Annotated in this window: 24 protein-coding genes; 14 read left to right on the forward strand and 10 right to left on the reverse strand. The window is 44.0% G+C overall.

All coding sequences use genetic code 11. From position 1 onward, the window contains the following. The first annotated feature begins 871 nt into the window (after positions 1-871). Complete coding sequence (locus tag E0E36_RS15395; protein ID WP_242627239.1) at positions 872-1,372, forward strand: GNAT family N-acetyltransferase; 501 nt, start codon at positions 872-874, stop codon at positions 1,370-1,372. A gap of 28 nt (positions 1,373-1,400) precedes the next feature. On the opposite strand, the gene E0E36_RS15400 is transcribed toward E0E36_RS15395, so the two are convergent. Then, positions 1,401-2,489 (reverse strand): serine hydrolase domain-containing protein, encoded by a 1,089-nt coding sequence (locus E0E36_RS15400; RefSeq protein ID WP_130856683.1) that lies wholly within the window; start codon positions 2,487-2,489, stop codon positions 1,401-1,403. 541 nt (positions 2,490-3,030) lie between these two features. Here E0E36_RS15400 and E0E36_RS27800 point away from each other — a divergent pair. The 6 genes from E0E36_RS27800 to E0E36_RS15425 all read left to right on the forward strand — a co-directional run bounded on the left by E0E36_RS27800 (position 3,031) and on the right by E0E36_RS15425 (position 7,334). Continuing rightward, complete coding sequence (locus E0E36_RS27800) at positions 3,031-3,168, forward strand: hypothetical protein (protein ID WP_165447004.1); 138 nt, start codon at positions 3,031-3,033, stop codon at positions 3,166-3,168. Between the two features lie 224 nt (positions 3,169-3,392). Beyond that, positions 3,393-3,713 (forward strand): ArsR/SmtB family transcription factor, encoded by a 321-nt coding sequence (locus E0E36_RS15405; RefSeq protein WP_130856684.1) that lies wholly within the window; start codon positions 3,393-3,395, stop codon positions 3,711-3,713. 2 nt (positions 3,714-3,715) lie between these two features. After that, positions 3,716-4,186 carry an SRPBCC family protein gene (locus tag E0E36_RS15410; RefSeq protein WP_130856685.1) on the forward strand — a complete coding sequence of 157 codons (471 nt, stop codon included), beginning with the start codon at positions 3,716-3,718 and terminating at the stop codon, positions 4,184-4,186. Between the two features lie 348 nt (positions 4,187-4,534). Further along, the gene (locus tag E0E36_RS15415) at positions 4,535-5,446 is read left to right on the forward strand and encodes an oxidoreductase (protein WP_130856686.1); all 912 of its coding nucleotides are present in this window, start codon (positions 4,535-4,537) and stop codon (positions 5,444-5,446) included. A 25-nt stretch (positions 5,447-5,471) separates the two neighbouring features. Beyond that, entirely contained in the window at positions 5,472-6,272 is an 801-nt protein-coding gene (locus E0E36_RS15420) for a helix-turn-helix domain-containing protein (RefSeq protein WP_130856687.1), read from the forward strand. A gap of 108 nt (positions 6,273-6,380) precedes the next feature. Beyond that, positions 6,381-7,334 carry an SDR family oxidoreductase gene (locus E0E36_RS15425; protein WP_130856688.1) on the forward strand — a complete coding sequence of 318 codons (954 nt, stop codon included), beginning with the start codon at positions 6,381-6,383 and terminating at the stop codon, positions 7,332-7,334. 483 nt (positions 7,335-7,817) lie between these two features. Here the strand turns inward: E0E36_RS15425 and E0E36_RS27945 are convergent, their stop codons facing one another. The 4 genes from E0E36_RS27945 to E0E36_RS15440 form a co-directional block, all read right to left on the reverse strand. Beyond that, complete coding sequence (locus E0E36_RS27945; RefSeq protein ID WP_207303771.1) at positions 7,818-8,042, reverse strand: hypothetical protein; 225 nt, start codon at positions 8,040-8,042, stop codon at positions 7,818-7,820. After that, positions 8,030-8,755: an NADP-dependent oxidoreductase gene (locus E0E36_RS15430; RefSeq protein WP_207303772.1), complete on the reverse strand. Its 726-nt coding sequence runs from the start codon at positions 8,753-8,755 to the stop codon at positions 8,030-8,032. Before E0E36_RS15430 ends, E0E36_RS27945 begins: the two co-directional genes overlap by 13 nt. An 89-nt stretch (positions 8,756-8,844) precedes the next feature. Then, positions 8,845-9,390 carry a carboxymuconolactone decarboxylase family protein gene (locus tag E0E36_RS15435; protein ID WP_130856689.1) on the reverse strand — a complete coding sequence of 182 codons (546 nt, stop codon included), beginning with the start codon at positions 9,388-9,390 and terminating at the stop codon, positions 8,845-8,847. Between the two features lie 30 nt (positions 9,391-9,420). After that, the gene (locus E0E36_RS15440) at positions 9,421-10,038 is read right to left on the reverse strand and encodes a nitroreductase family protein (protein ID WP_130856690.1); all 618 of its coding nucleotides are present in this window, start codon (positions 10,036-10,038) and stop codon (positions 9,421-9,423) included. A gap of 105 nt (positions 10,039-10,143) precedes the next feature. On the opposite strand from E0E36_RS15440, the gene pdxR reads away from it, so the two are divergent. Continuing rightward, positions 10,144-11,670 carry a MocR-like pyridoxine biosynthesis transcription factor PdxR gene (pdxR, locus tag E0E36_RS15445; RefSeq protein WP_130856691.1) on the forward strand — a complete coding sequence of 509 codons (1,527 nt, stop codon included), beginning with the start codon at positions 10,144-10,146 and terminating at the stop codon, positions 11,668-11,670. Between the two features lie 376 nt (positions 11,671-12,046). Here the strand turns inward: pdxR and E0E36_RS28375 are convergent, their stop codons facing one another. The 4 genes from E0E36_RS28375 to E0E36_RS15465 all read right to left on the reverse strand — a co-directional run bounded on the left by E0E36_RS28375 (position 12,047) and on the right by E0E36_RS15465 (position 15,106). After that, positions 12,047-12,274, reverse strand: a complete 228-nt coding sequence (locus E0E36_RS28375) for a type II toxin-antitoxin system RelE/ParE family toxin (RefSeq protein WP_207303773.1) — start codon at positions 12,272-12,274, stop codon at positions 12,047-12,049. Next, a complete protein-coding gene (locus E0E36_RS15455; protein WP_130856692.1) occupies positions 12,268-12,483 on the reverse strand; it encodes a hypothetical protein in 216 nt (71 codons plus the stop codon). The genes E0E36_RS28375 and E0E36_RS15455 overlap by 7 nt, the downstream gene beginning before the upstream one ends. A 333-nt stretch (positions 12,484-12,816) precedes the next feature. Next, on the reverse strand, positions 12,817-13,665 hold the full coding sequence (locus E0E36_RS15460; RefSeq protein ID WP_165447005.1) for a transporter: 849 nt from the start codon (positions 13,663-13,665) through the stop codon (positions 12,817-12,819). Between the two features lie 148 nt (positions 13,666-13,813). Continuing rightward, the gene (locus E0E36_RS15465; RefSeq protein WP_130856694.1) at positions 13,814-15,106 is read right to left on the reverse strand and encodes a sensor histidine kinase; all 1,293 of its coding nucleotides are present in this window, start codon (positions 15,104-15,106) and stop codon (positions 13,814-13,816) included. A gap of 215 nt (positions 15,107-15,321) precedes the next feature. On the opposite strand from E0E36_RS15465, the gene E0E36_RS15470 reads away from it, so the two are divergent. The 6 genes from E0E36_RS15470 to E0E36_RS15495 all read left to right on the forward strand — a co-directional run bounded on the left by E0E36_RS15470 (position 15,322) and on the right by E0E36_RS15495 (position 24,627). Next, positions 15,322-16,359, forward strand: a complete 1,038-nt coding sequence (locus E0E36_RS15470; protein WP_130856695.1) for a LacI family DNA-binding transcriptional regulator — start codon at positions 15,322-15,324, stop codon at positions 16,357-16,359. Between the two features lie 142 nt (positions 16,360-16,501). Then, positions 16,502-19,618, forward strand: a complete 3,117-nt coding sequence (locus E0E36_RS15475) for a SusC/RagA family TonB-linked outer membrane protein (RefSeq protein WP_130856696.1) — start codon at positions 16,502-16,504, stop codon at positions 19,616-19,618. Positions 19,619-19,714: 96 nt separating this feature from the next. Beyond that, a complete protein-coding gene (locus E0E36_RS15480; protein WP_130856697.1) occupies positions 19,715-21,196 on the forward strand; it encodes a RagB/SusD family nutrient uptake outer membrane protein in 1,482 nt (493 codons plus the stop codon). A gap of 38 nt (positions 21,197-21,234) precedes the next feature. Next, positions 21,235-22,392, forward strand: coding sequence for a glycoside hydrolase family 130 protein (locus tag E0E36_RS15485; protein WP_130856698.1), 1,158 nt, complete (start codon positions 21,235-21,237; stop codon positions 22,390-22,392). A 37-nt stretch (positions 22,393-22,429) separates the two neighbouring features. Continuing rightward, positions 22,430-23,293 (forward strand): ROK family protein, encoded by an 864-nt coding sequence (locus tag E0E36_RS15490; protein WP_130856699.1) that lies wholly within the window; start codon positions 22,430-22,432, stop codon positions 23,291-23,293. Positions 23,294-23,304: 11 nt separating this feature from the next. Further along, positions 23,305-24,627: a sugar porter family MFS transporter gene (locus tag E0E36_RS15495; protein WP_130856700.1), complete on the forward strand. Its 1,323-nt coding sequence runs from the start codon at positions 23,305-23,307 to the stop codon at positions 24,625-24,627. A 175-nt stretch (positions 24,628-24,802) separates the two neighbouring features. On the opposite strand, the gene E0E36_RS15500 is transcribed toward E0E36_RS15495, so the two are convergent. Then, positions 24,803-25,729, reverse strand: a complete 927-nt coding sequence (locus E0E36_RS15500; protein WP_130856701.1) for a helix-turn-helix domain-containing protein — start codon at positions 25,727-25,729, stop codon at positions 24,803-24,805. Positions 25,730-25,780 lie beyond the last annotated feature (51 nt).

Raw genomic sequence — 25,780 nt, forward strand, 5'->3', positions numbered from 1 at the left:
GTTAATGAGCCGATTAGCCGATGTGATGATGAGCCAATTAGCCGATGAGCCAATTAGTTAATTGGTCAATTAGTCAATGGCGTTGAACCGTTGGATAGGGAAGTAGTTAAGTTGTTGAGAAGTTAAGTTGTTGAGTAGTTAAGTTGTTGAGTAGTTAAGTTGTTGAGAAGTTAAATAGTTGAGTAGGGAAGTGGTTGAGTTGTTGAGTTGCCTGTTGTGTGAAGGGGTAAATTTTTTAGCGAAAATTATGCAGCCTTGATCCTTTTGTTTCTTTTCCCATCAAGGGGAAAAGAAAATGAAAATTTTAATTAAAAAAAATAACAATGAAAATTAGAAGAAAAGCCGATACAAATGATGAGCGATGCCTGCCTGCCGGTAGGCAGGAATTTTTTGTTGCCGCCCTTTATAGCGGAAAGCTGACTGCTGATGGCTGAAAGCTGGAAATAGCCAATGAGCCAATGTGATGATGAGCATTTTATAAGTGATGAGTTATGAGTGTTGAATGATGAGTCTTTTTGTTGTCCCTTATAGCGGAAAGCTGACTACTGATGGCTGAAAGCTGGAAATAGCCAATGAGCTAATGTGATGATGAGCTAATGTCATGATGGGGCTGGTGATACCTAAAGTCTACAGCTTATAGCATACGGCCTTAAAAGCTTACACCTATTGATCGCTGACATCCGATAGCTAAACCATAGCAAGGGATAACAATAAAAACCTCAAAAGAAACAAACCGGGGAGAACGGTGTTTATTATTGGATAGACCAACGAGCTTGGAAATAAGAAATGGCCTATGGAGATCAAGATTGCTCAAATATCGGACGAAGCAGGTGCCTTCGCTGCATTGACTTTAGCTTTCAGCGCTGATCCGATGGCGCGCTGGTCTTTACCGGACCCCGCAAAATATTTAGCCGTATTTCCCGCCTTAGCCAAGGCCTTTGGCGGAAACTCATTTACTGAGGGGACAGCCTACCTGGCTAATGGCTTTGCCGGTGCTGCTTTGTGGCTGCGACCCGGTGCCCGATCTGATGAGGAAGCTTTAATGAAGCTGTTCGATGAAAATGTGGAAGGGGCGGTGAAAAAAGACATGCCGGGGATTTTTGAACAGATGGAGAAATTTCATCCAACCGAGCCGCACTGGTATTTGCCGATGATAGGTGTAGACCCGGCCTTTCAAGGGGCGGGAGTGGGCTCCGCATTGATGGCGGAGGCGCTCAAGGCCGTCGACAGGGATGGATTGATCGCCTATCTTGAATCTTCGAACCCGAAGAATATACCACTATATGAGCAACATGGTTTTGAAGTTATTGGCGAAATCCAATCAGGCAATTCACCGGTTTTACGGCCCATGTTGCGTAGCGCGCGACGGTAATGTATAATAACCGGTTAATGTGTTCTGGCTAATGAATTAAGGTCTTTATAATCTCGTTTTGAAAGGTGTTAAGGCTGGTGGTATACATATTGGTAAGGAGTATAATCGTAATTTTCTCCTGTGGGATATACAGTAGCCGTGTTGTTGTTCCCCAAATGGAGCCCTGCCGCTCATTCATAACAACTTCGCGATTATTGATCTGTAATTTTCGGATCCATAAACCGAAACCATAGGATTCTAAATAGGGCGTCAGCATCATCTTTAAACTTGAATCAGCCAGTAATCCACCGTTATATAACGCTTCTGAAAACAATAGAAGGTCTTCGGCGGTGGAGTACATCGCTCCGGCTGAATAGAAGTTTTCGATATAATAAAATGGATCGTTTTTTAGTTCTTTGGAGCTCTCATCTATGCTATAAACAGCGGCAAGATTTTCTGTTACTTGTTGATAGGAGCACATCCCCGAATGATGCATCTTCAAGGGCTGCAATAGCTGGGTTCTCAATACTTCTTCATAGGGTCTACCATAAATTGCCTCAATAATTTTGCCTAAGATCACATAATCTGCATTATTGTAACTATAATGTTTGCCGGGTTCGTTTTCCATTTTGCCACTACAATATCGCTGTAAAATTTCGCCGGTGGTGTACTTCTTCAAAAACATGGAAGGTACTTCATTCGGGTTTTCGCCGGCCTCGCTGTTTTCTATACCGGAGGTGGCGGTTAAAAGGTGAAAAATGCTTGCCTTATCGCCGGCTGCTCCGGTGTAATTGGGTAAATACGTTTTTATCGTAGCATGTAGGTCCAATTTACCTGCTTCGTATAATTGCATAATCAGAACGGCTGTGAACAGCTTGGTAATGGAAGCAATCTTATACTTCGTATCCGGTTGGTTGGGTACGTCAAATTGGAAATTGGCCGTTCCAAAACTCTTCAGGTATGTTTTGTTTGCTTGTTTTACTAAAATGGTTCCATTGTAATGGTTCGCTTTTGCATATTTATCGATAAACTTTTCGGTATGCTTCCACTGGCCTAATGAGTCAGTTGTCAGAAGCAGGAAATAAGCAATCCATATAAAAGTTCTCACTGTATTAAAAATAGATAGCGTGTTTAGCATAATTTGTGTTCTTTGCTAAACGCACACGAATTAAATGCCATAATTATAATTGGTTGTTTTTGAGTGTCTTGATTGTGTTTTTACTCCTTTTCATTGCACGTTTTCGAACAGCAAATGTTCGCTTTTGGTCTTCGTTATTTTGAGTTGTTGAGTAGCCAATTAGCCGATTAGCCGATTAGCCAATTAGCCGATTAGTTAATTGGTCAATTAGTCAATGGCGTTGAACCGTTGGATAGGGAAGTGGTTGAGTTGTTGAGTAGTTAAGTTGTTGAGAAGTTAAATAGTTGAGTAGGGAAGTGGTTGAGTTGTTGAGTTGCCTGTTGTGTGTTGCGCGTGATGAAATCACACGGGGCTCTCGCGTGTAGGACAAAACGGCCTCATAAGATGAGCGTTAAGAAAAATTTGCATAGTGAGGAAAAGAAACAGCGTGAAGAAGTGAGGGACGAACGGCTCCGCGCTGTTGTGTGAAGGGGCAAATTTTTTAGCGAAAATTATGCAGCCTTGATCCTTTTGTTTCTTTTCCCATCAAGGGGAAAAGAAAATGAAAATTTTAATTAAAAAAAATAACAATAAAATTAATAGAAGAAAAGCCGATACAAATGATGAGCGATGCCTGCCTGCCGGTAGGCAGGAATTTTTTCCCGCCCCTTATAGCGGAAAGCTGACTGCTGATGGCTGAAAGCTGAAATAATGAGCCAATTTGATAATGAGAAGGGCTAATGCGACTGAAACTGATATCCGATAGTCGATGTCTTCTAACAGCTAACCCCTAAAGCTATAGAGCTGTTGAATAAAGGAGTAAGTGACGGTTTGGCTGCGGATTGAAAAGTTATGATTAAAAGTGAAGAAAAATTTGCACAACCATTCGGTTGTATTTATATTTGAACAACCAAATGGTTGTATATGATAGAAAGAAGAGACGTTTTTCAAGCGATTGCTGACCCCACGAGAAGGATGATCATTCAGAAGTTATCAAGAGGGGCTTTGAATATTGGTCAAATTGTAGCGGATTCCGGAATTACCAGGCAAGGGATTGCCAAGCATCTTAAAGTGCTAAGTGAATGTGGCATGATATCGCTTACTCAGAAAGGTCGTGAACAATTTTGTGAGGCACGGCTAGATCAATTGGATGAGGTAATTGATTGGGTAAATGCCTCGCGCAAATTATGGAACCAGCGCTTTGAGAAATTAGATAAATTTTTAACGGATAAAAAAAAACAATAAATATGAAGTTTCCAGACAAAGAACTTTTAATTACCCATTTATTTGATGCGCCCATTGATCGGGTTTTCGACGCATGGACTGACCCGGAAAAACTTAAGCATTGGTACGCGCCGGACGGATGTACCATTGAATACAAGTCCATCGAAGTAAAAGAGGGAGGTCGGTTTCATTACGCTATTCATCACCCCTTGCATGGTGAGGGTTGGGTTACAGGGGTTTATTTGGAGATACAGCCGCCGGAAAAGCTGGTGTTTACCATACAACTTTCCGATGAAAACGGGCGTGCGCTGGCTCCATCAGCAGAATGGCCAGGTGAAATTCTGACTACCGTGACCTTCGAATCCATAGGTAATAAAACGGAGGCCACCATCCACGAGGCTGTTTCTGAAGACAAGGCTAAGGAAACAGGTGCTTATCAAGGCTGGATTGAAATGTTTAAAAAACTAAACCGATTATTAGTTATTGGTGATTAGTTTTTTTTTAACGAAGCTTATGCAACCTTGATCTTTATTCACTTGAGTCTTTTTAAGGAGTTCATGAGCTCGAAGCAAGCTTCGGTTTGTAACTTTTGGCTTTATCCAAAAGTTAAATCATTTTTTAATTAAAAACAACAATGAAATCATTAAAAGGAAAGCCGAAAGCTAACTGCTAATAGCTGAAAACTAAGCTGCTACTGCGAATAACCGGCGGGTATTGTCATTTAGTTGTTATAACTTAAATAGGTGCGCTTATGAACCTTATAACAAAGTAGATTTGGACTTTGCAACAAAATAAGTTATTGCTTTTTTAGAGAATTTTGCGTCACATTCAATAGAAATAATATGTGGACAACTACAAACATGCCTGATTTATCGGGTAAAGTAGCGATTGTAACCGGTGCTAATACGGGCGTTGGTTTTGAAACAGCAAAAGCCTTATACGAAGCAGGGGCATCGGTTACGATTGCAGCGCGGGACGAGCAGAAAATTAAACAAGCAATTGAGCGGATACGAGCTACGGGAAGCGGAGCCGGCTCGCTTGCGGTAGGAATTCTTGATTTGGCAAGTCTAACAAGTGTCAGGCATTTTGCCGATCAATTCAAAACCGGTTATGAACGCTTAGATCTGCTGATCAATAACGCAGGGGTAATGATACCACCCGCGGCTAAAACGGAGGATGGATTTGAATTGCAATTTGGCGTGAATTTCCTTGGACATTTTGCTTTAACAGGGCTTCTGTTTCCCTTATTGGCGAAAGCAGGAAAACCCCGGGTCGTGACTTTGTCAAGCGGTGCGGCTATCCGCGCCGAAGGGATTGATTTCGATAATTTAAAATTAGAGAAGCCTTATGACGCTTGGCGAGAATACGCGGTCAGTAAATTGGCGGATGTGATTTTCACAAATGAACTTAACCGTCGGTTGCAGGAGAAGGGGAGTGGCGTTTTATCAGTGGCGGCGCATCCGGGTGTTACCCACACGGACCTGCAACGCCACATTCCAAATGATGAACTGGAAGTATTACTTGCCCAATTTGATAACGTGATGGAGCCGTGGCAGGGAGCGTTGCCTACTTTGTTTGCAGCCACGGATCCAGCCGTAAAAGGCGGTGATTTCTACGGACCTGATGGTGAGCATGAATATGTTGGGTATCCTGCACTTTCGAAGCATTCTACGGCTTATATGCATGATCCGAGGTTAGCTGCCGATTTATGGGAGTATGCTGAAAGAGTGACCGGTGTTAACTACTTTCAATAACTTTGCATTATTAAATTGAGATATTTTGCGTGTCACTAATATTCAGTCCTGCCATTTAGGCCCCGAGATTTCACCGGAGCAATTTATTTCGGATCATTTTTTTCTTTGCCTACTTCGTGGATCTATGGTGGCTTACGATGGCCGAAAGACCTATAACTTACAACCGGGTGATTATTGCATTGCCCGGAAAAATCATTTGGTACGGTATACCAAATACAAGGATCATGATCGCTTTGAGAAAATCATCATCACCTTTGATGAACCTTTTCTGAGAAAGTTTTTGGAACGCTATCCGACTGATTTTTCTGCAACGATTAATAATGACTCCTTTGTTTTTGTACAGAAAGAAACCCTCATTGCTAATTTTATCCAATCGTTAAAGCCTTATTATAATGGTGAAGAAACAATTGACGAAGTCTTTGCAGACATCAAACGCGAAGAGTTGTTGTTGATTCTCTTGCGGGCCGATCCGGGCTTGGCAAGCATTTTTTTCAACTTCGGTGCGCCGGCGAAAATCGATTTAGAAGAGTTTATGAATCGCAATTTCCGATTTAATATCAGCTTGGAGCGCTTTGCTTTTCTTACAGGCCGGAGTCTTTCATCTTTTAAACGGGATTTTTACAACATCTTCCATGATACACCTCGTAATTGGTTGAGAAAAAAACGATTGGATGAAGCACATTTTCAGTTAAGCAAAAATAATCTCAAAACAAGTGAGGTTTATCTCGAAGTTGGATTTGAAGACTTATCGCATTTTTCTTTTGCGTTTAAAAAGCAGTTTGGTTATACCCCCAGCGAGCTAGCACATCGAAAAAGCACTACATAAAGCAATGCAGACATTTAGTTACGGACCTTGTAACAAAGCTAATCTGGACTTTGCAACAAAATAACCTGTTGTTTTATTGCAGAATTTTGTGGTAAACAAACGAAAACAATGGAAAATCAAACCGTATTGGTAACCGGTGGCACCGGCTTTGTAGCGGTGCATACGATACTGCAGTTATTGCAAAAAAATTATCGCGTCAGAACCACCGTTCGTTCTTTTGCTAGAAAGGATGACGTTATTAAGGCTTTAATGAGGGGTGGAATCAGCAATTTTGACAATTTATCCTTCTTTGAGGCTGATTTAAATGAGGATAGTGGATGGGCAGAAGCTGTACAGGGTTGTGATTATGCGTTACATGTAGCATCACCTTTCCCTGCGGAAGAACCTGAAGACGAAAATGAGCTGATTGTACCGGCACGTGATGGTGCATTAAGGGTGTTAAGGGTTGCGCGAGACGCAGGTGTAAAGCGGGTGGTTTTGACTTCTTCTTTTGCGGCTATTGGTTACAGTATTGATTCGAAAAACTATGTGTATACGGAAGATGATTGGACCGACCCAACTGCTGCAATTCCACCCTATATAAAATCAAAAACAGTGGCGGAAAAAGCAGCTTGGACCTTTATGGAAGAGGAGGGCGGTAATCTTGAGCTGTCCGTTATTAACCCAGTGGGCATCTTCGGTCCGATACTGGGAGCTATTTCTTCCGCTTCTGTAGATATGGTAATCAAAGGAATCATTAATGGAACAACCCGGCAAAGCCCGGCATTTACTATGGGCGTTGTAGATGTACGTGATGTAGCAGACATTCATATCAAGGCAATGTTGCATCCCCAAGCAAAAGGGCAGCGTTTCTTGGCAACATCAGCGGGTGTCATGAGTTTTTACGATGTAGCACAGCTGATTAAACGAGAGAGACCACAATTGACAACTAATATTGCTGACATGGTGAATACAGACAAGTCCTTTTATATAAAGTTAAGCAACGAAAAGGCCAAATCTATTTTAAACTGGCAACCCCGTACCAAAGAGGAAGCTATTCTTGCCAGTGTGGATAGCTTATAATAGCCGAGGCAGAACCCGGTAATCCGGGTTCTGTGATATTATGTTTGTTGAATAGTTTAATTAACTAACGAGTCAATGTGATAATTAGCCAATGTGATGATGAGCCAATGTGATAATGAGAGGCGCTAGTGCGACTGAAAGCCGACGTAAATAAATGATGAATGATGCCTGCCTGCCGGTAGGCAGGAATTTTTTGTTGCCGCCCCTTATAGCGGAAAACTGACTGCTGATAGCTGAAATAATTAGCCAATGTGATGATGAGCCAATGTGATGATGAGAGGGGTTAGTGCTGACTGCTGATGGCCGAAAGCTGGAAATAAATGATGATTTTTTTTGTTGTGAGTGCACAAAGGAAAGCCGAAAGCTAATTCCTAACTCCCTAAAACTTATAGCTTACAGCCTTATTAGTGGCAGTAACTTTGCACCGGCACCTGCCTGCCGACTAGAAAGTGCCAGTGCAAAGCTCTTACCCTAAAGCTTATTTTACGTACGTACGCGGATAATTGTTTTTCCTTTTGCTCGGTCAGTCTTGTTGAAAATCGTTACTGCGTCGTCGAGCGTTGCTACGTCACCAATGTTTGCACGTACTTTTCCTTCCCGTACGCGCTCGGCAATCTCCGTCAATTGTGCACGATCAGGTACAACCACAAAATCGATCGTTTTTCCGTCTACCGGCCGGGCCTCGGTTGGGCCGGTTATCGTGACCATCGTCCCCCGGGGCGAACCAGGCTTGCAGACCGTTCTGCGATAGTACCGCCGAGGACATCAAAAACCAGATCTACAGCGTCGATATTTTCAAGCTGCTCATTATCGAGGTCGATGAACTCTTGCACGCCAAAATCCAGTGCTGTCTGACGGCCGGAAGCACGGCCGGTACCAATTACGTATGCTCCAGCCTCACGTGCTAACTGAACTGCCATAGAACCGACTACGCCGGCAGCACCGTGAATCAGGACACGTTGGCCTGCCTGAAGTTTGCCGTGATCAAATAGCCCCTGCCATGCGGTAAGACCGGACATCACAACAGCTGCTCCATCCGTAAAATCAACCTCCTCAGGAAGTGGAGCAAGGTTGCGCGCCTCAACAGCTACATACTCTGCTAGCGTACCATCGCGAGTCCAGTCTGTTAGGCCGAATACCCGTTGTCCGACGGAAAGCCCGGTCGTTCCATAATTAAGGGCGACGACCACACCGGCCAGTTCGTGACCCGGGATGGAAGGTGTACGGTCGCGGCCAAGGCGATCAATCCACGTAGACGGCCACGAAAGCTCATCCCCCGTAAAACCCGATGCATAAACCTGGACAACCACGTCACCGTAGTTAGCACCTGAAAAACTACCGAGTCCCTGAGGTTCAGGGCACTCCATTAATTTCATGCCAGCTATACCCGCAGCCTGGTCTGTAACTACAATTGCTTTCATAACTTCTTCCTTTCTTAATCTGTTAATTAATATTGGTTTTTGAATTGTTTAAAATATTTAATAGGAGAGGATGATCGATCGGATAGCTATTAAATGGATCCCGCCGCTGCGACCGTGGGAAAATCCTTGTCGGGGTCAAAGACGTTATTGAAGAAATTCGTTAATGAATACATCGCTACCAGTGCAACGATTTCCATGAGGTTGGCATCCGTATATCCAGCATCTCTTACTGCTGACAAATCAGCGTCATTTACATTACCGCGAGTTTCGATGACCTTCCGCGCAAATTGCACGGCTGCATCGCGTTTGGGATCGAATGCATGTCCCTTGCGGGCAAGAATAATTTCTTCGTCCGGTAACTTTGCCATGTGTTTAGCTGTATAACTATGAACTGTCAGGCAGTAGTTACAGCCATTCACTTCGGACACGGTGAGGCCGATGCTATCACGGGTTTTGACGTCAAGTGCCTTGCTTAAAGAACCCAGTAGTGTAGCCCATGCATTGAAGGCAATCGGACTTTGCGAGAAGGTGGACAACATATTGGGAGTGAACCCGATGTTCTTGGTAAAAGTATCTAGGGTTTGTTTAGACGCTGCCGGTACTTGTTCCGGTCTTAGTGCTTCTGTTCTTGCCATTTTCTTAGGATTTGAAATTAAATGATAAGGTTATACAAAATCCAATATTTCGCTGATTGGACGACGCGGTTTTTGTGCCCAGTTTCCGGGACGCTCAGCACCTATGGATAATAATAAAACGGGTATTTCGTTTTCTGCCAATCCGAATTCCTTGTGCACTGCATCTGCGTCAAAACCGATCATTGGAGTGGAACCCAGCCCCCATGATCTGGCTACGTAGATCATCGTTGTAGCGCCAATGGCACCGGTGCGTACGGCTTCATCGCGTTGACGCTGCGGATAATCGGCATAAAGATCTCGTGCGGGGATTTCCCAATCAGGTATTAACCTTTCGGGCATAATGCCTGCTTCGACAACTGGTGCCAAACGTTGTGGTATTACACTGGAATCGGCTAACTGGCCACATACGATGAATGTGACAGCGGCTTCTGTAACAGCAGGCTGATGCCAGGCAATGGGACTTAGCCGAGCCTTGGCTTCTGCTGAACGTACGGCAATGAAGCGCCAGTTTTGCATGTGGAAGGAAGTGGGCGCTGTAGTACCGATTCGTACCAGCTCACGAATCTGTTCGTCGCTTAAGGTAGCCGTAGCGTCGTAATACTTGGTAGACCTACGGCTTAAGATTGTCTCGATGACGGCGTTAGTCATAAAAAATAATTTAACGTTATGTAATGAACATTTTTTAATTGTTAAAACTATAGCTTAATTTGGTCACCATTATGGTCCAATTTTAAAATACATAGGGGTCCAATTATGATTAAAAAAATCCTCGAAGTTTCGTTTAAAAAAGACGGACAGCATAGCCCATTGTACCTGCAGTTAGTGTCGGAAATTATCCAGTTGATTTGTCGGGGTATTCTGAAACCCAGCGAACCACTTCCATCGTCACGCGAACTGGCTCATAGCCTGCGCCTTAATCGTAAAACGGTAGTGGCTGCCTACGAAGAACTGGATGCGCAGGGATGGGTAGAAACCAAGGACAGAAGCGGCGTTTACGTGTCCGGCAACCTGCCCACTATATCCACGCAAAGGACAGACCACAATAACCAAGTACTGGCGCGAAGCAAAAAGCCTGCTTATGGATTGGTGAAAAGGGAACCGTCTTTTAAAGCTCCCGTAAAGACGGTAAGTATTGATATAGATGACCCTGAATCGCCTCTACCGCTATATAAGATCGACGATGGTTTTCCGGACCCCAGAATTGCACCTATTGAGCAACTCGTCCGGGAGTATAGAAGATTAGCGAAAGGTCATATAACAAACCGACTACTTAAGTATGGGCCGGAGCATGGTTCTTATCGTTTACGGATTGAGCTTGCAAAATATTTAAATCGTACCAGAGGTTTACAGATTACCGAAAAAGAGATACTAATAACGAAAGGAACGCAGATGGCGATCTACCTGGCTACGCAGTTACTCATCCAACCGGGAGACACCGTATTTGTGCCCGAACCGGGTTATTTTGATGCGAACCAAACCTTTAGGCTTGCCGGTGCTGATCTGGTATATATCCCGGTTGATAACGATGGTATGGATGTGGATCTGATTGATCAGTTATGTAAGAAGAAGGTGCCGGCCATGATCTACGTTATTCCGCATCACCACCGTCCAACCACGGTTACCTTGAGTGCGGAACGACGCATGAAACTTATGAATCTAGCCAATAAGTATGGATTTGCAGTGCTCGAAGATGACTATGATTTTGATTATCGTTTTACAAGCAACCCGCTTCTACCATTAGCAACGGTGGATACCGGTGGACATATTATTTATGTCGGATCTTTTTGCAAAAGTATCGCGCCGGGTGTCCGTATTGGATTTATGGTTGCCCCGGAAGTAGTAATAAACGAAGCAGCCGCCATTCGTAGGTTGATAGACCGGCAGGGCGAACTGTTATTGGAGGAAGCAACCGCTGAACTGTTGAGCACAGGAGAGATAGCGCGGCATATCAAGAAATCGTATAAGATCTATCAGGGGCGCTTAGAAAATACGTGCCAGCTGTTAAGTGAGCAGTTGGGAAAGTACCTGACATTCGAGCGACCGCATGGTGGCTTAGCGATTTGGGCACACTACACAGAAAAGATATGCGCCGGCGCTGTTGCCCATAATGCAAGGAAATTGGGACTAAAGATTAGCGATGGCCGTAATTACTTTTTTCAACCTACTAGTTCAATGCCATACGATTTTATACGCATTGGTTATAGTTCATTAAATGAAGACGAAATGGCCAGTGCCATTGGGATCTGGAAACATGCCCTGAAGCAATCGATCACTAAATAGAGAGTAATCGTTGCGTATAATAGTAGCGGAAGCGGTAACGAAAGCCGAAAGCTGATTGCTGATAGCCGAGATAATTATGAATAATGCCTGCCTGCCGGTAGGCAGGAATTTTTTTGTTGCCGCCCTTTATAGCGGAAAGCTGGCTGCCGATGGCCGAAAGCTGAAATAATTAGCCAATTTGATGATGAGCCAATGTGATGCACAAGCCTTACACCCTAAAGCTTATAGCTTACGGCCTTACCAGTAGCTATATTCGTTAGTGCCTACAGGTTAGAGCCTATCGCTTACTGCTTTATAAGTAGCGGTGAAAGTGCTTAATACAACTTTGGATTTCTTTTGGTATGTCTTAACCTTATGATTCTAATTTCGTCAGGCATTACCCGGTATGAAACGCGTAAATGATACTTTTCGAAGGCTCTCCAAGATCCATCATTATCGGTTTTGTACTTATCGAGAGGAAACTTTTTGGATGTAATGGCAGTGCTAGCGTCAGATCGATAATCGTATCCCTGACTTTTTCAGCATTCTGCAATGAATCTAAAGAAATTTTTTTAAAAACCTTCTTTAGTTCTTCCTGGGCTTGTTTGCTCCAAATAACTACCATTTGGCTGCTTGATCTTTTAGATCTTTCGCAGAAATAAATTCACCACGTTCTATTTCATTATTTCCATTTTCAAGGTCTTCATTATATTCTGCTAAAGTCTGAGCTCCTTCGCTTGTTTGAAATCTTATACCCATTAATTTTAGAGTGCTTAAAAGCCATTCTCTTTTGGAAGCATCCTTAATTTTATCTATATCTATTATCAGTTCCATTTGTGTAATCCCTCTAAAACAAAAATACACTTTCCTGATCGTTTTTTCAAGCGTATAAAAATTTGCTCAGCATGAGAAGGGCTAGTGCGACTGAAAGCCGACGCAAATAAGTGATGAGTTATGAGTGTTGAGTGATGAATTTTTTTGTTACCCCCGTTATAGCCGAAAGCTGACTGCTGATGGCTGAAAGCTGAAATAATTAGCCAATTTGATAATGGCTGGTGCTGCCTAAAGCCTAGAGCTTATAGCATAAACCTTATTAGCGGTAACACCAAGTAAAGCCGAAAGCTGATATCCGAAAGCTGAAAAACTAACCCCTAAGGGCCATCCAAATCATATCTCGACAAGCAGTCCAAAGAAGTACGTTTTGCTTGCCTGAGTCTGTAGGCCATAATACAATCCACCGTCAACCATGATTTTTTTCGATATTTCATATTGTAGGGCCATATCAATAAAATTACGCCATTCATGCCCTTTGAAATCATAGGTATAATAGGTTTCCAAAAATCCTTTGAGATTTTTGAACACCTTATGACTGATAACGGCTGATTGTAAAAACTCCGTATGCATACCATTGCCAACGTCATCCTTCAAGCGATCGCCTTCTACCTGTAGACCGAGTTTCCACTCACCCGGCAGCTTTAATTCTAACGGGATAATAATTCCCCCTTCATATTCTTTATTGTCTGAATAGTTGTTTGTGGGTAGTTTAACATAGGCCATGCATCCGAAAGCGACATTTCCGTGATCGTTCCCATAGAGATTTTGCTTTAACCGCAAGATCACATCACCAAAGCCACTCTTCGACTGGACGTTTCCTGAAGAGATGGAGCGACTGCGTTGGCGGCCATAACTTTGTACCTTGATCTGAAAATCCATCGTATTCGTTAAGCCAAATTTCAAATTTGCCTGGTGCAAAAGATAAGTGGATTGAATGGCTTCATCGGTTCGCTGACGTTCATAGTTGAACAGATCCGCTTCGTACATGAAGTGTCCTGCATCTATGGTATAAGGCGATTCGGTTTCATCTGGACGGTCTGCCCCGATTTCGTCTCTTAAGAGCGATTCGGGTGTCGGATTGAAAATAGAAAATTGGTTTTTGAGCTTAGCGGTGTCTTGCTGAGCCGAAGCGCTGATTACAAAAAATATTGCCGGTAATAGTATGATGAAGCGTTTTTTCACAAGGAAATGCATAAGTTTCTTCCTAAAACACTTAAGTTGACTAAAGGTTTTACAGATATTGGTACGGCATAGCTGATTCTTTCCCCCGAATTTTTTGCGGGCCTTTTCAATCTGTTTGGATATACCGAAAGATGAAGACGCTTATCGACTAGGACAGGGGAAGTCGTACTACAAAGGTGGTTCCTCCCAATGCGTTTGTGTTACAATGAATGGAGCCTCCTAACGCCTCGGTATATTGTTTGCACATCATCAGGCCCAAACCACTATTGATTCGATACGTGTCTGCAGAATTTTCAAAGGATTTGGATATCTTTTCAGCGACCGATTGACTCTCTCCCGATCCGCTATCGGCGACGGAGATAAGGGCGGTTTTACCTTCTTTACGCGTTTTTAGATGGATTTCTCCGCCTTCTTTAGTGAATTTTATGGCGTTATCAATTAAGTTTCGGATGATAAGCTGTGTGATCGCTTCGTTGCTTATAATATGCAATGGAGAACTACTATTTAGCACAAGCTTTATTCGCTTGTGCTGGGCGAGATGTGTGTATAGTTCTGAACTATGTCGTAAACTTTTGGTGAGATCAACGGTAGATAGCTGCATTTGATCTACATGGTAGTAATCTTTAGACCAATGCAATACACTGTTCAGTAGCTGCTGTGTGCGATTTGTTAAATCGAGAAGATGTTGTTCGATTATTTCTTTCTCTTCTGTTGTCAAACTCTCATAAAAAAGACGATCAAGGTAGGATTGTATGCCCGAGATCGGTGAGCGTAAATCGTGTGAAAGAATTGATATCAAGCGAATTTTTTCATCGTTGAGTAAGCCGAGAAGCTTGGATTGTTTTTCTACAGTTTTGCGTTCAACTGTGTAATGAAAAACGAAGGTTATTACACCGGCCGCAACCAATAACGACACAACAAGATAAGTAATAAGATTGTCTAAAAAATAAATTGAGCGGCTCGTATAGGTGCTTTTTATACTATCGGGAAAATTAAATTCGATTATTAGCAAGAGAATTATTAAGGTATTATGAAGAATAGTCCAGAAAATGTATTGATGCTTAGGCGATATCATCATGGTTGCCAGATAAATACCTAGTAAAAGAAAGAGGGTAGGGCCAGCGACACCTGCGTTATAGAAATAATTGATGGCCAATAGCAAATTAAGGCAGACGGCCATGATCACAAAAGTCTCTAAGTATCGATTCTTGATGGTTGATTGATAATAGGCTGCGCCAAGAAGTACTGCGGCGACGAGTGAAATTAACGCAGAATAGTAGAGGCCGGATAAACTGTTAAATATAAGTGTGCCCAATACCAGAACAAAGCCGATGAAAGTAAAGGCGTTAAATAGACGATGTTGTAAAGTAAATTGCTTTGGGTTACCAACGATCTTGGATAAAAGATGTTGAAGATTCAAGGCAGTGAAGGTATGTATCATCTGTTGATCGTATTGGAGAAGGTGTTGCAACAAATGTAGATAAATATGTACTGAAATACAATGAATATGAAAATAGTAGCACAAACCTTATGCCTTAAAACCTACAGCCTATTGCTCACTGCCTCCAGCTAAAAATGACTGTGTCGCTTGTAAATATCTCCAAAAATTGAGACATTCGCTCAAGCCTTTCTCAATTAGGGCGTATATAATGCGATATGGCGGAGAAGAAACCCTCGATTAATGACATAGCAAAACATCTTAAAGTTGCCAAATCTACGGTATCTTTTATCATCAATGGGAAAGCGGAAGCTCATAGGATAAGTAAAGAACAGGAGCAGCGGGTGCTTAACTATGTCAAAGAAATCGGTTTTAAACCCAATTATATGGCGCAAAGCCTCGCAACAGGTAGATCGAACAGCATAGGTCTGATTGTGGAAAATATTGGGGACTCTTTCTTTGGGCCGATTGCGCTAATGATTGAGAAGCAGGCGAAAAAAAGTGGTTACCGGATCATTTATAGTAGTACGCTGGGCGATACCCAAGCCGCACTTTCGGTGTTGGATTTGTTTCGTGATACGAAGGTAGATGGTTTTATCGTTGCACCTCCTTTACATATAGAAGAACAGATCAAGACAATCATAGACGATGGTGTACCGGTGGTAATTTTCGATCGGATGCTGGAAGGAGTGGAAACGGATTACGTGGGGACGAATAACCGGGAAATGGTGGTGGAGGCCTGTGAGCATCTCCTGAAGCAGGGCTTCCAACATATTGCTTTTGTTTCGCTGGCCTCTTCTCAAAGCCAGATGAAAGAAAGACTGGATGGCTACCTTAGCTGTGTCGGCACTTGCGGCCAATCGCCTATCGTACTGGAAATGGATTATAATGACGAAGGAGACAGTCGGAAAAAAGAGATTATTAAATTTCTTCAATCACATCCACAGATAGATGCGATTGTTTTTGCAACGAATTATTTATGTATCAGTGGGTTGGAGGCTATCCGTGAACTGGGCTTGAAGATACCGGAACAAATTGGTATTGTTGTATTCGATGAACACGACCTCTTTCGGCTGTTTACACCTTCCATTACTTCGATTGTACAACCCCTGGAGCAGTTAAGCGCTGCTATTTTTGACAACTTATTGAAGCGGATCAACGGCAAATCTTCCACGCATGGACCGAACGTACAAGTAATCCCCTCGAAATTGATTATTCGCGAATCGAGCATTAAACCAAAAAAACTTCGAAAATAACCTTGCTAAACTGGTTTTTTTAATTTAGTTTTGAAACGTCTTTCGGACTAACCTTTTTTTTAGCCAATCAGAAAAACCGGTTTTCCTAGACTTTACGATTTATTGCTAATAAATTATGAATTAACACCTAACTAATTGTATCATGAACAGTAAAAACTTATGGGTTAAACTATGCCTGGCTGCGCTTCCGTGTGTACTGCACCCGGCGCTTTCAACCGCCGCTGAGGGGAAGGGCGAGCTTGTTAGCGCAATCGGACAGCAGCAGCGCATTAGTGGAAAAGTGCTGGATGCTGCCGGTCAACCACTGCCAGGGGCAACCGTCCGCATAAAGGGCGGAACGGCCGTAACATCTACCGATGTGAACGGACAATTCACCTTGCCGGCTGAAAATGGACAGCAAATCTCCGTGTCCTTTACGGGTTACTTATTCACCGAAATAACGGTTACCGGCAACGGCAATTTGGTGATTACCTTAAAGGAGGATGCTGCTGCCCTGGATGAGGTAGTGGTGGTAGGTTATTCTTCTCAGCGGAGATCTTCGGTTACCGGAGCTGTAGCTTCAGTTAATATGACGGACGTTGAGTCGAGACGGGTGCCTAATGTGGCGCAGTCGCTACAGGGCCAGGTGGCCGGTGTGCAAATTACGCAAAGCAGTGGTGCCCCGGGGGACGGCATCAATGTGAGAATCCGTGGCGAAGGTACCATTGGCAATAATAACCCGCTTTATGTGGTAGATGGTGTACCGTCTAGGGATATAACTTTTCTGAATCCTTCTGATATTGAGTCGATGTCTGTACTAAAAGACGCTTCGGCTGCCGCAATCTATGGTTCGCGGGCGTCAGCGGGTGTGGTGGTGATTACCACTAAACAGGGCAAGATCGGGCAAAGTTCTATTAATATAAATTACTTTGGCGGGCTGCAACAGGCTACGAATCTGCCTAAGTTGCTGAACACGCAGCAATACCTGAATGTGCTTGAAAAAGCATGGAACAATTCGGGGATTACGGGCACGAACCCCTATACAGCGGATAAATCGCGTACCGATCTGGCCAATACGGATTGGTTGGACGAGCTGTTTGAAACGGGTAAGACGAATAGTGTCGAGCTATCGGCCAGCGGAGGAACGGAAAAAACGCAGTACTTGATTTCGGGCGGTTATTATCGGCAGAATGGTATTGTCATTTTCGATAACGATAAATACGAGCGGATTAACTTTAGGGTAAATGTTAACAGTGCATTGTCAGACCGATTCAAAATTGGTACGAACATGCAGATGACCTATTCGAAGCGGGATCAGATATCGGCAAAAGGTGATGCGCCGGGCATTATAAGGCACGCTTTATTAAGACCTCCGCTATTGAGCGTGTATAAAGATCCATCTGATCCAACCTGGTCTGCCGCTGATCCCTTTACCGATTTGCCGTTTTACAGAAATAACCAAGTGAATACGGGCTATGAGAGCAATAAATATGAATATACCCGCAACCCGGTAGCGGCAGCTTATTTTACCGATAATGTGTTCTCACGGATCAAGACCTTCGGCAACGTGTTTGGCGAGTATGCGTTGCTTGCGGATAAATCATTAAAGTTCCGAACAAATGTGGGGATCGACCTCAATGTAAACCATACCAAAGCCTTTTTTGAAAATTATGGTGACGATGATGGGAGCGCGGGCCCTAATGACCTTGGTAAGGGACGGATTAATCGGCCAGAGGGTTTAAATGAAGATCGTGGAACTGATTTCACCTTGACCTGGAATAATGTGCTTTCTTATGATAAAACATTTGGATCGCATCATATCAGCGCGCTGGCGGGAACGGAATATATTAAGAATAATGGAGCTTCAATCAATGGGTCTCGTCGGCGTTACGATTATACCTTACCAACTTTCCGCTACCTGGATTATGGTAGTACCTTGCTCGATGTATGGAACGGCGGATCGGGATCAGAATATGCGCTGTTCAGTATCTTCGGATCGGCAAGTTATGAGTATGAGGGTAAATATATGGTGACAGCGAATCTGCGGGCGGACGAATCTTCGCGTTTCGGTGAAAACCATCGGTGGGGTTATTTTCCGTCGGTTTCTGCTGGATGGACGGTCAGCAAAGAACAGTTTATGCAAAACGTGAAGTGGATTAGCGATCTTCGTCTGCGCGCGAGTACCGGTACGCTGGGAAATCAGGAGATTGATAATTATGCGTATCTGACCTTGATGAAACGGGTGGGTGAGAACTACCTGATTGATCGTTACGGAAATCCCGATCTGAAATGGGAAACCACTGTACAGCATAATATCGGTTTGGATGCGTCGTTCTTTGGAGATCATGTTTCTTTCTCGGCCGACTATTTTATAAAGGATACACGCGACATCCTCTTGCCAATTTCGCTTCCCAGTTTGGTGGGGAACGTGCAACCTACCATCGTTAATGCAGGGCAGGTAAAGAACAAAGGGTTTGAGTTTTCACTGGGATACCGGAATAGTACGGCCGGTGGTTTCCGCTATGGATTGAACGCAAACCTCGCAACCCTATCGAATGAAGTGGTGAAGTTACATCCGAATGTACCTTATATCAGTGGTACGGCAACGCGTACGCAGGTAGGTAATCCTTTGAATGCCTATTTCGGCTATGTGGTGGAGGGAATTTATCAAAACCAGGCGGAAGTGAACAGTCATTTGTCCGGTGTTTCGAATCCGACGCAAAAACCGGGCGATATCCGTTTTAAAGATCTAAACGGTGATGGCATGATCAATGATCAGGATCGTGATTTTATGGGAAACCCTATTCCTAAATTAACCTACGGACTTAACCTTACTGCTGCGTACAAGGGCTTTGACCTGGCCGTGCTGATACAAGGTGTGCAGGGTGTTGATCGCTATAACGACGGTAGAAAGATACTGGATTTTGATACGCGACCGTTCAACTACACGACAGATGTGCTTGGCGCCTGGGATGGTGAAGGAAGTAGTAACACCATTCCGAGGGTGACTTTCAATGACAACGGCAGCAGCCGGGTTTCGAGCATCATCCTGGAGGATGCATCGTATGCACGATTGAAAAACGTAGAGCTTGGTTATTCTTTTGGATCGCTGATCAAAGATACAAAGGTGCTGAAAAATATGCGCGTGTATGTTTCGGGGCAAAACCTGTTGACCTGGACAGATTATAAGGGGCTGGATCCGGAATCGACCGATCTGATCGATATGGGAACATACCCATCTTCCAGAACCTTTTTGTTCGGTATCAATGTAACTTTTTAACCTTAAATACAAGTAACTGAAAGCCTGTCTTGGTGGTTCCTAACATAACAAATAGTGTGTGATGCGCAACTTTCGTTACTTCAAAAAATAATAGCAATGAAAACATATATTTATAGCAGTTTGCTGGGCTTGGGCTTAATGCTCGCGGCCTGTAATATGGAAAAAGACCCGATCGGTCTGCTTACGCCGGATCAGATCAGCGACAGTCCGTCGGAGGCAACGTTGACCTCGGCCGTCAATAGTACGTACGAACCGCTCCGTAATACAACGGGCTTTCTGGGTGATGGTAGTTGGACGCGCGGGCTGTTTATTCGTCCTGATTTTGTGATGGAGGATATTGCCGGAGGTGATATGAATAAAAAATGGGTGTCTGACGGTGATCAGGCCTGGATGGATGAGGTGGGGCGCTTTTCGTTCACGGCGGATAACCCCGCGTTTAATGGCCTCTGGACTTATGCTTTTGAGGGCGTGTCGAGAGCTAATCTGGCAATCGATAAACTGGGTAATCCGGAAACGGTGCAGCAGGCCGGTGTTTCGCAGGATCTGGCGAGACGTATGTTGGGAGAGGTGCTTTTCCTTCGTGCTTATTATTATTTCGAGCTGGTGACCAATTTCGGAGATGTGCCGCTTTTGACAAAACCGCTGACCGACTTCGACGAAGCTTATGAAGTGGCGGTACGGGTACCGAAAGAACAGATCTGGCAACAGATAAATGCTGATCTACAACAGGCAGCGCAATTGATTCCGGATACGAGACGCGCTGCTGAAAATGAGCCTTGGCGTGTTTCGTGGGGTGCCGTATTGGCTCTTGAGGCCAAGGTAGCTTTATTCAACGAACAATGGCAAGAAGTGTTGACTAAGATCGATAGGTTGCAGCAGAAGGGGTATTTCAACCTGAATAGCAATTATTTTGATAGCTTTAGCAATAGTAAAAAGTTTAACGACCGGGAAGTGATTTTTGCGTATAACCACACGCAAGGGACGTTGCCAAAAAATGGTAATGGCATTGGTTCGCTCTTGGGTTGGGGTTTTCTTGCGCCTACGGATGACTTTGTCGCCTCGTTTGAACCGAACGACCCGCGTTTGGATTATACGGTTAATGTAGCGGATCGCTTAGTGTATAAATTAATGGGGGAACTGAATGCTGCTAATCGCGGAAATGGCGACTCGCCAACCAACAAAATTCTGATACGTTGGGCAGATGTTCTTCTCTGGAAGGCGGAAGCCTATCTGGAAACAGGCGATTATCAGCAGGCTATTCGTCTGATAAATGAGGTACGTGCCCGTGCTCGGAACACCTCTACGGTTACGGGCGGAACAGCACCAAGTGGAACACTACCGGACCGCAATTTACAGGTGACAGATCCGGCCATAATCAAAGCTTGGCTTATGCAGGAAAGGAGAGCGGAGTTAGGTTTTGAACATCATCGCTTTAGCGACTTGAGACGATGGGGAGTGGCCGAACAAGTGCTGAAGGCTATGGGTAAGAATTTTAATCCCAATCATTATCTGTATCCGGTGCCGCAGCGGGAGATCGATTTGTCGGGTGGTACGATTACGCAGAACAGTGGATATTAACTTTTCAACGAAAATGATTTATTAATTAAAGTACGAATATGAAGAAGCGATTTTTGCCAGTGATAATGGCAATGGGAATATGCGTTGCCGGAGTTCTTCCTTCACAGGCGCAGCATAAAACAAATAAACTACCTGATTGGGCCTTCGGCGGTTTTGTCCGCCCGGCTGGTGTAAACCCGGTTATTTCTCCGCGCGAAAATACCACGTTTCTTGACCCGATGAGTAGGAAGGATGTTGCTTGGGAATCTAATGATACGTTTAACCCGGCAGCGGCCGTAAAGGATGGTGAAGTTGTTGTCCTGTACCGTGCCGAAGATAAGTTCGGTGTGAAAATAGGCCATCGTACCTCGCGTCTGGGGTATGCAGTTAGTAAAGATGGTCTTTCTTTTACGAGAAAGGATAAGCCCGTTTTTTATCCGGCGAATGATGGACAGAAAGATTTCGAATGGCCGGGGGGAACTGAAGATCCGCGAGTGGCTGTTACGGAGGATGGTACTTACGTGATGTTTTATACCCAATGGAACAGAAAAATCGCGCGATTGGGCGTGGCTACTTCGAAGGATTTAGTGCATTGGGAAAAGCATGGGCAAATTTTTGCGAAAGCGAAAAACGCGGCGCTGATTGTGGATAAATTCCATAAATCAGCCTCCATTGTGACAACGGTGAAAAATGATAAGCAGGTAATTACCAAAGTGAATGGCAAGTACTGGATGTATTGGGGCGAAAATGGAGTTTTCGGAGCGACATCGGATAATTTGATAGACTGGGAACCTGTTGTGGATGGGAACGGGGCCCTGAAGGCGTTCATTTCGCCGAGAGCAGGGTACTTCGATAGCGATTTAACGGAATGTGGCCCGCCTGCGGTGTTAACAGAAAAGGGTATTTTGCTATTATACAATGGAAAAAATAACCCGGAACGTGGGGATAAGCGTTTTAACCGGGGAACTTACAGTGCCGGCCAGGTGCTTTTTGATCGGAATGATCCGACAAAGGTCATCGGCCGATTGGATGTGCCGTTCTTGAGACCAATGGAACCGTTTGAGAAGAGTGGGCAATATAGAGATGGAACGGTGTTTATTGAAGGGTTGGTTTATTTCGGGAAAAAATGGTATCTGTATTACGGTTGCGCGGATTCAAAAGTAGGGGTTGCCGTTTATGATCCGGCCAATCCGGCACAGCCCGACCCGTTGCCTTGATATACGTTTAAAAGGTGAAAAATTATTTTAATTCTATATGCAAACAACTGTCCTTAGTGCAGACGTAGGAGGCTCGCATATTACTGCGGCCGTCATTCATCCGGTAACGCAATCGATAGTCGATGATACATTAATCCGCAAAAAAATTGATGCGCATGCTCCGGCCTCCACTATTCTGGAGGCCTGGACTTGTGCCTTGATTGAGGCGCAAGAGGCCTCTGGCAAGCAATGTACAGACCTAGCGGTGTCGATGCCCGGTCCTTTCGACTACGAAAACGGAATCTCATTGATCAAAGGCATGAATAAATATGAGGCGCTGTATGGCTTTAACGTGAAAGAGGTCTTTGCTGAACGAGTGAAACTACCGCCCAGTCGCGTCCGCTTTTTGAATGATGCGGAAGCTTTTCTCCGTGGCGAGATTATAGGCAGTAACTTGGCGGAGAAAAGCCAGGTTCTGGGGTTGACAATGGGAACTGGCCTGGGAGCCGCATTTTTCAACTCAGGAGTAGTAAAAGATCTGAATCTCGGTTCCTCCCGCTTTCTGGATGGGATAGCGGAAGATTATATATCAACCCGTGGCTTATTAACTTATTATCGCTCTTTAGGCGGTGCCGGAATTGATGATGTCAAATCATTGGCTGAAGTGATTTCCGGAGATCGTAAGGCAAAAGAGACAATGGCCCAATTGGCCCATTGGTTGGCCGATTTCCTTTTAATTCATTTGACAGCACTAAAGCCCGATGCGGTGATTATAGGCGGGAATATCAGTAAAGCTTACCACTTATTTCTGCCGGAGGTTGTTGAAAGGCTTGCTGCACAAAAAATTCTTGTTCCGATAAAAGTAGCGATGATGGGAGAGCAGGCTGCTCTTCTTGGCGCTGCTTCATTGATTAATAGTTAAACATAGCATAAATGAACGCTATTTCCAAATATGGCTTTGCCATTCGATGCTCACTCATTGCATCTTTAGGGGGTTTTCTTTTTGGTTTTGAAACGGCCGTTATTTCCGGTGCGGAAAAAAACATACAGCAACTCTGGACACTTAATTCGTTTTGGCAGGGATTCACCGTATCGGCCAGTTTGATTGGAACGGTTATAGGCGCGATGGTGGCCAGTATACCGGCGCAGCAATTTGGACGTAAAAAAGTATTGATCGTGGTTGCCCTTGCTTATTTATGTTCAGCCGTGGGATGTGCTTTATCGTACACTTGGTTGTTGTTCATCTTATTTCGATTCATCGGTGGGCTGGCCGTTGGTGTATCTTCCGTTGTTGGGCCTATTTATATTTCGGAAATTGCTCCTGCTGAGCGCCGCGGTCGGTTGACAGCCTCTTTTCAGTTTATGATTGTGCTGGGAATATTTATTGCCTATCTGACAAATTTTCTTTTTGTGGGACTGGGCGATGAAGCTTGGCGCTGGATGTTGGGTATTATGGTGGTGCCTTCGGTACTCTTTTTTTGCCTTCTGCAGCTTGTTCCGGAGAGCCCACGGTGGTTGGCTATCAACGGTTATAACGATAAGGCGCATGCTGTCTTTCGTAAATTGGGAGAGGAGGAAGCTATGAACAGCGTATTACAGGCTGATCAAGTGGGTAAAGGAGCGCACGACCGTTTATTTCAAAAGAAATATCTGAAGCCCATTTTGTATGCTGTTATATTGGCGATGTTTAACCAGTTAAGTGGTATCAATGCCATTCTCTATTATGCTCCTCGCATTTTTGAATTGGCGGGTTTTGATCAAAAGTTGGCTTATCTGCAGCCGGTATTTATAGGAGGTGCTAATTTATTGTTTACCTGCCTGGCGATGTTCTTCATCGATAAGTTTGGTCGAAAACGACTGCTGTTGATCGGTAGTTTAGGAATGTTTGTGTTTTTGGGCTTGGTTGCCCATGCTTTTAGTCAGGGTATCGCAGCCGCTTCTTCGGTGCTGATTTATTTGATCGGTTTTATTGCATTCTTTGCCTTTTCGCAAGGTGCGGTAATCTGGGTTTTTATCTCGGAGATATTCCCGAATAGCGTTCGCTCTCAGGGTAGCTCGCTCGGTAGTTTCACCCATTGGATCATGGCTGCCGTCATTTCTTGGCTCTTTCCGATTATCGCCGAAGGTAGTCCTAATGGCGGTTATTATTCTTTTATCTTTTACAGTCTGATGATGGCTGTTTCTTTTTTCTTCATTTGGAGATTTATGCCGGAAACTAAAGGAAAATCACTGGAGGAAATTCAAGAAGCCTTGTAGTTCCGTATTGGTTATTCGTTATTCGTTATTGGTTGTTGGTTGTTGGTTATTGGTTGTTGGTTATTCGTTATTGGTTGTTCGTGTAGCGGAGTGATGCGGGATTATCGAAGCGACAGAAGCAGTGGCAGGAGCACCAGCTAAAGCTGAAAACCGACGGCTGAAAGCTGACGGCAGTTCAATTAAACGATTGCCTAAACTCGATCGGTGATAGATCGGTCTTGGATTTGAACAGTTTACTGAACGATTGTGAATGTTCGAAACCCAAGGCGTAAGCTATTTCAGAAATTGATAAATTAGTAGTGGAAAGTTTTTCTTTGGCCTTGTCGATCAGTTTGTTATGAATATGCTGTTGGGTGCTTTGCCCGGTGAGCACTTTGAGTAAGGTGCTTAAATATTTTTGCGAGATGTGCAGCTGATCGGCAACGTACTGAACGGAGGGCAGACCTCTTGAAATCAAATCTTCTTGATCGAAATAATGATTTAAAAGCTCTTCCAGACGATGCAACACCTGATGGTTGGATTTTTCTCTGGTGAGGAACTGACGATGATAAAACCGTTCGGAATAACTCAATAAAGTTTCAATTTGCGAAATAATGATCTGTTTGCTGAACTTGTCGATATTGGCATGGTATTCCTGACGGATATTCTCGATGATGGCATTCAACGTCGCCTCTTCTTTTTCTGATAGGAATAGTGCCTCGTTTATCGCATAATCAAAATATTCATACTGTTTAATGGCTTTTGCTAAGGGTGTATTCCAGAAAAAATCGGGGTGAACTAGCAACATCCAACCGGAGCGAATTTGGTTTTGCGTAGCGTGAGGTTCGTGTTCGATTTTAAAAACTTGATTTGGTGCAATAAATCCCAAAACGCCTTCATCAAAATCGTATGCCTGCTGTCCGTATTTCATTTTGAAATCGATGCCTCTTTTTAGCGATACTTGATAAAAATCAAATATCCAACTTTTGCCACGGATATCGGCCGAACGTGGAATGGTACCAAAATCAATGACGCTGATGAGCGGATGTTCGGGTTGTGCTAAACCGCGTGATTTATGAAATTCGCTGATGGTTTTTAACCGGATGGGTGACTGGTTTTCCATGATCGAGCTTAATTTTTGGGTGTAAAAGTTTGTCATTGCGGCGAACCGACA

The sequence above is a fragment of the Olivibacter jilunii genome (genome assembly GCF_900607235.1).
In the GTDB taxonomy this organism is placed as follows: domain Bacteria; phylum Bacteroidota; class Bacteroidia; order Sphingobacteriales; family Sphingobacteriaceae; genus Olivibacter; species Olivibacter oleidegradans.

Excerpts from the sequence above, each read along its gene's own strand:
- E0E36_RS15395 (WP_242627239.1), top strand. The coding sequence starts at position 872 with ATGGCGCGCTGGTCTTTACCGGACCCCGCAAAATATTTAGCCGTATTT.
- E0E36_RS15400 (WP_130856683.1), bottom strand. The coding sequence starts at position 2,489 with ATGCTAAACACGCTATCTATTTTTAATACAGTGAGAACTTTTATATGG.
- E0E36_RS27800 (WP_165447004.1), top strand. The coding sequence starts at position 3,031 with ATGAAAATTTTAATTAAAAAAAATAACAATAAAATTAATAGAAGAAAA.
- E0E36_RS15405 (WP_130856684.1), top strand. The coding sequence starts at position 3,393 with ATGATAGAAAGAAGAGACGTTTTTCAAGCGATTGCTGACCCCACGAGA.
- E0E36_RS15410 (WP_130856685.1), top strand. The coding sequence starts at position 3,716 with ATGAAGTTTCCAGACAAAGAACTTTTAATTACCCATTTATTTGATGCG.
- E0E36_RS15415 (WP_130856686.1), top strand. The coding sequence starts at position 4,535 with ATGTGGACAACTACAAACATGCCTGATTTATCGGGTAAAGTAGCGATT.
- E0E36_RS15425 (WP_130856688.1), top strand. The coding sequence starts at position 6,381 with ATGGAAAATCAAACCGTATTGGTAACCGGTGGCACCGGCTTTGTAGCG.
- E0E36_RS27945 (WP_207303771.1), bottom strand. The coding sequence starts at position 8,042 with ATGGTCACGATAACCGGCCCAACCGAGGCCCGGCCGGTAGACGGAAAA.
- E0E36_RS15430 (WP_207303772.1), bottom strand. The coding sequence starts at position 8,755 with ATGAAAGCAATTGTAGTTACAGACCAGGCTGCGGGTATAGCTGGCATG.
- E0E36_RS15435 (WP_130856689.1), bottom strand. The coding sequence starts at position 9,390 with ATGGCAAGAACAGAAGCACTAAGACCGGAACAAGTACCGGCAGCGTCT.
- E0E36_RS15440 (WP_130856690.1), bottom strand. The coding sequence starts at position 10,038 with ATGACTAACGCCGTCATCGAGACAATCTTAAGCCGTAGGTCTACCAAG.
- pdxR (WP_130856691.1), top strand. The coding sequence starts at position 10,144 with ATGATTAAAAAAATCCTCGAAGTTTCGTTTAAAAAAGACGGACAGCAT.
- E0E36_RS28375 (WP_207303773.1), bottom strand. The coding sequence starts at position 12,274 with ATGGTAGTTATTTGGAGCAAACAAGCCCAGGAAGAACTAAAGAAGGTT.
- E0E36_RS15455 (WP_130856692.1), bottom strand. The coding sequence starts at position 12,483 with ATGGAACTGATAATAGATATAGATAAAATTAAGGATGCTTCCAAAAGA.
- E0E36_RS15465 (WP_130856694.1), bottom strand. The coding sequence starts at position 15,106 with ATGATACATACCTTCACTGCCTTGAATCTTCAACATCTTTTATCCAAG.
- E0E36_RS15470 (WP_130856695.1), top strand. The coding sequence starts at position 15,322 with ATGGCGGAGAAGAAACCCTCGATTAATGACATAGCAAAACATCTTAAA.
- E0E36_RS15475 (WP_130856696.1), top strand. The coding sequence starts at position 16,502 with ATGAACAGTAAAAACTTATGGGTTAAACTATGCCTGGCTGCGCTTCCG.
- E0E36_RS15480 (WP_130856697.1), top strand. The coding sequence starts at position 19,715 with ATGAAAACATATATTTATAGCAGTTTGCTGGGCTTGGGCTTAATGCTC.
- E0E36_RS15485 (WP_130856698.1), top strand. The coding sequence starts at position 21,235 with ATGAAGAAGCGATTTTTGCCAGTGATAATGGCAATGGGAATATGCGTT.
- E0E36_RS15490 (WP_130856699.1), top strand. The coding sequence starts at position 22,430 with ATGCAAACAACTGTCCTTAGTGCAGACGTAGGAGGCTCGCATATTACT.
- E0E36_RS15495 (WP_130856700.1), top strand. The coding sequence starts at position 23,305 with ATGAACGCTATTTCCAAATATGGCTTTGCCATTCGATGCTCACTCATT.
- E0E36_RS15500 (WP_130856701.1), bottom strand. The coding sequence starts at position 25,729 with ATGGAAAACCAGTCACCCATCCGGTTAAAAACCATCAGCGAATTTCAT.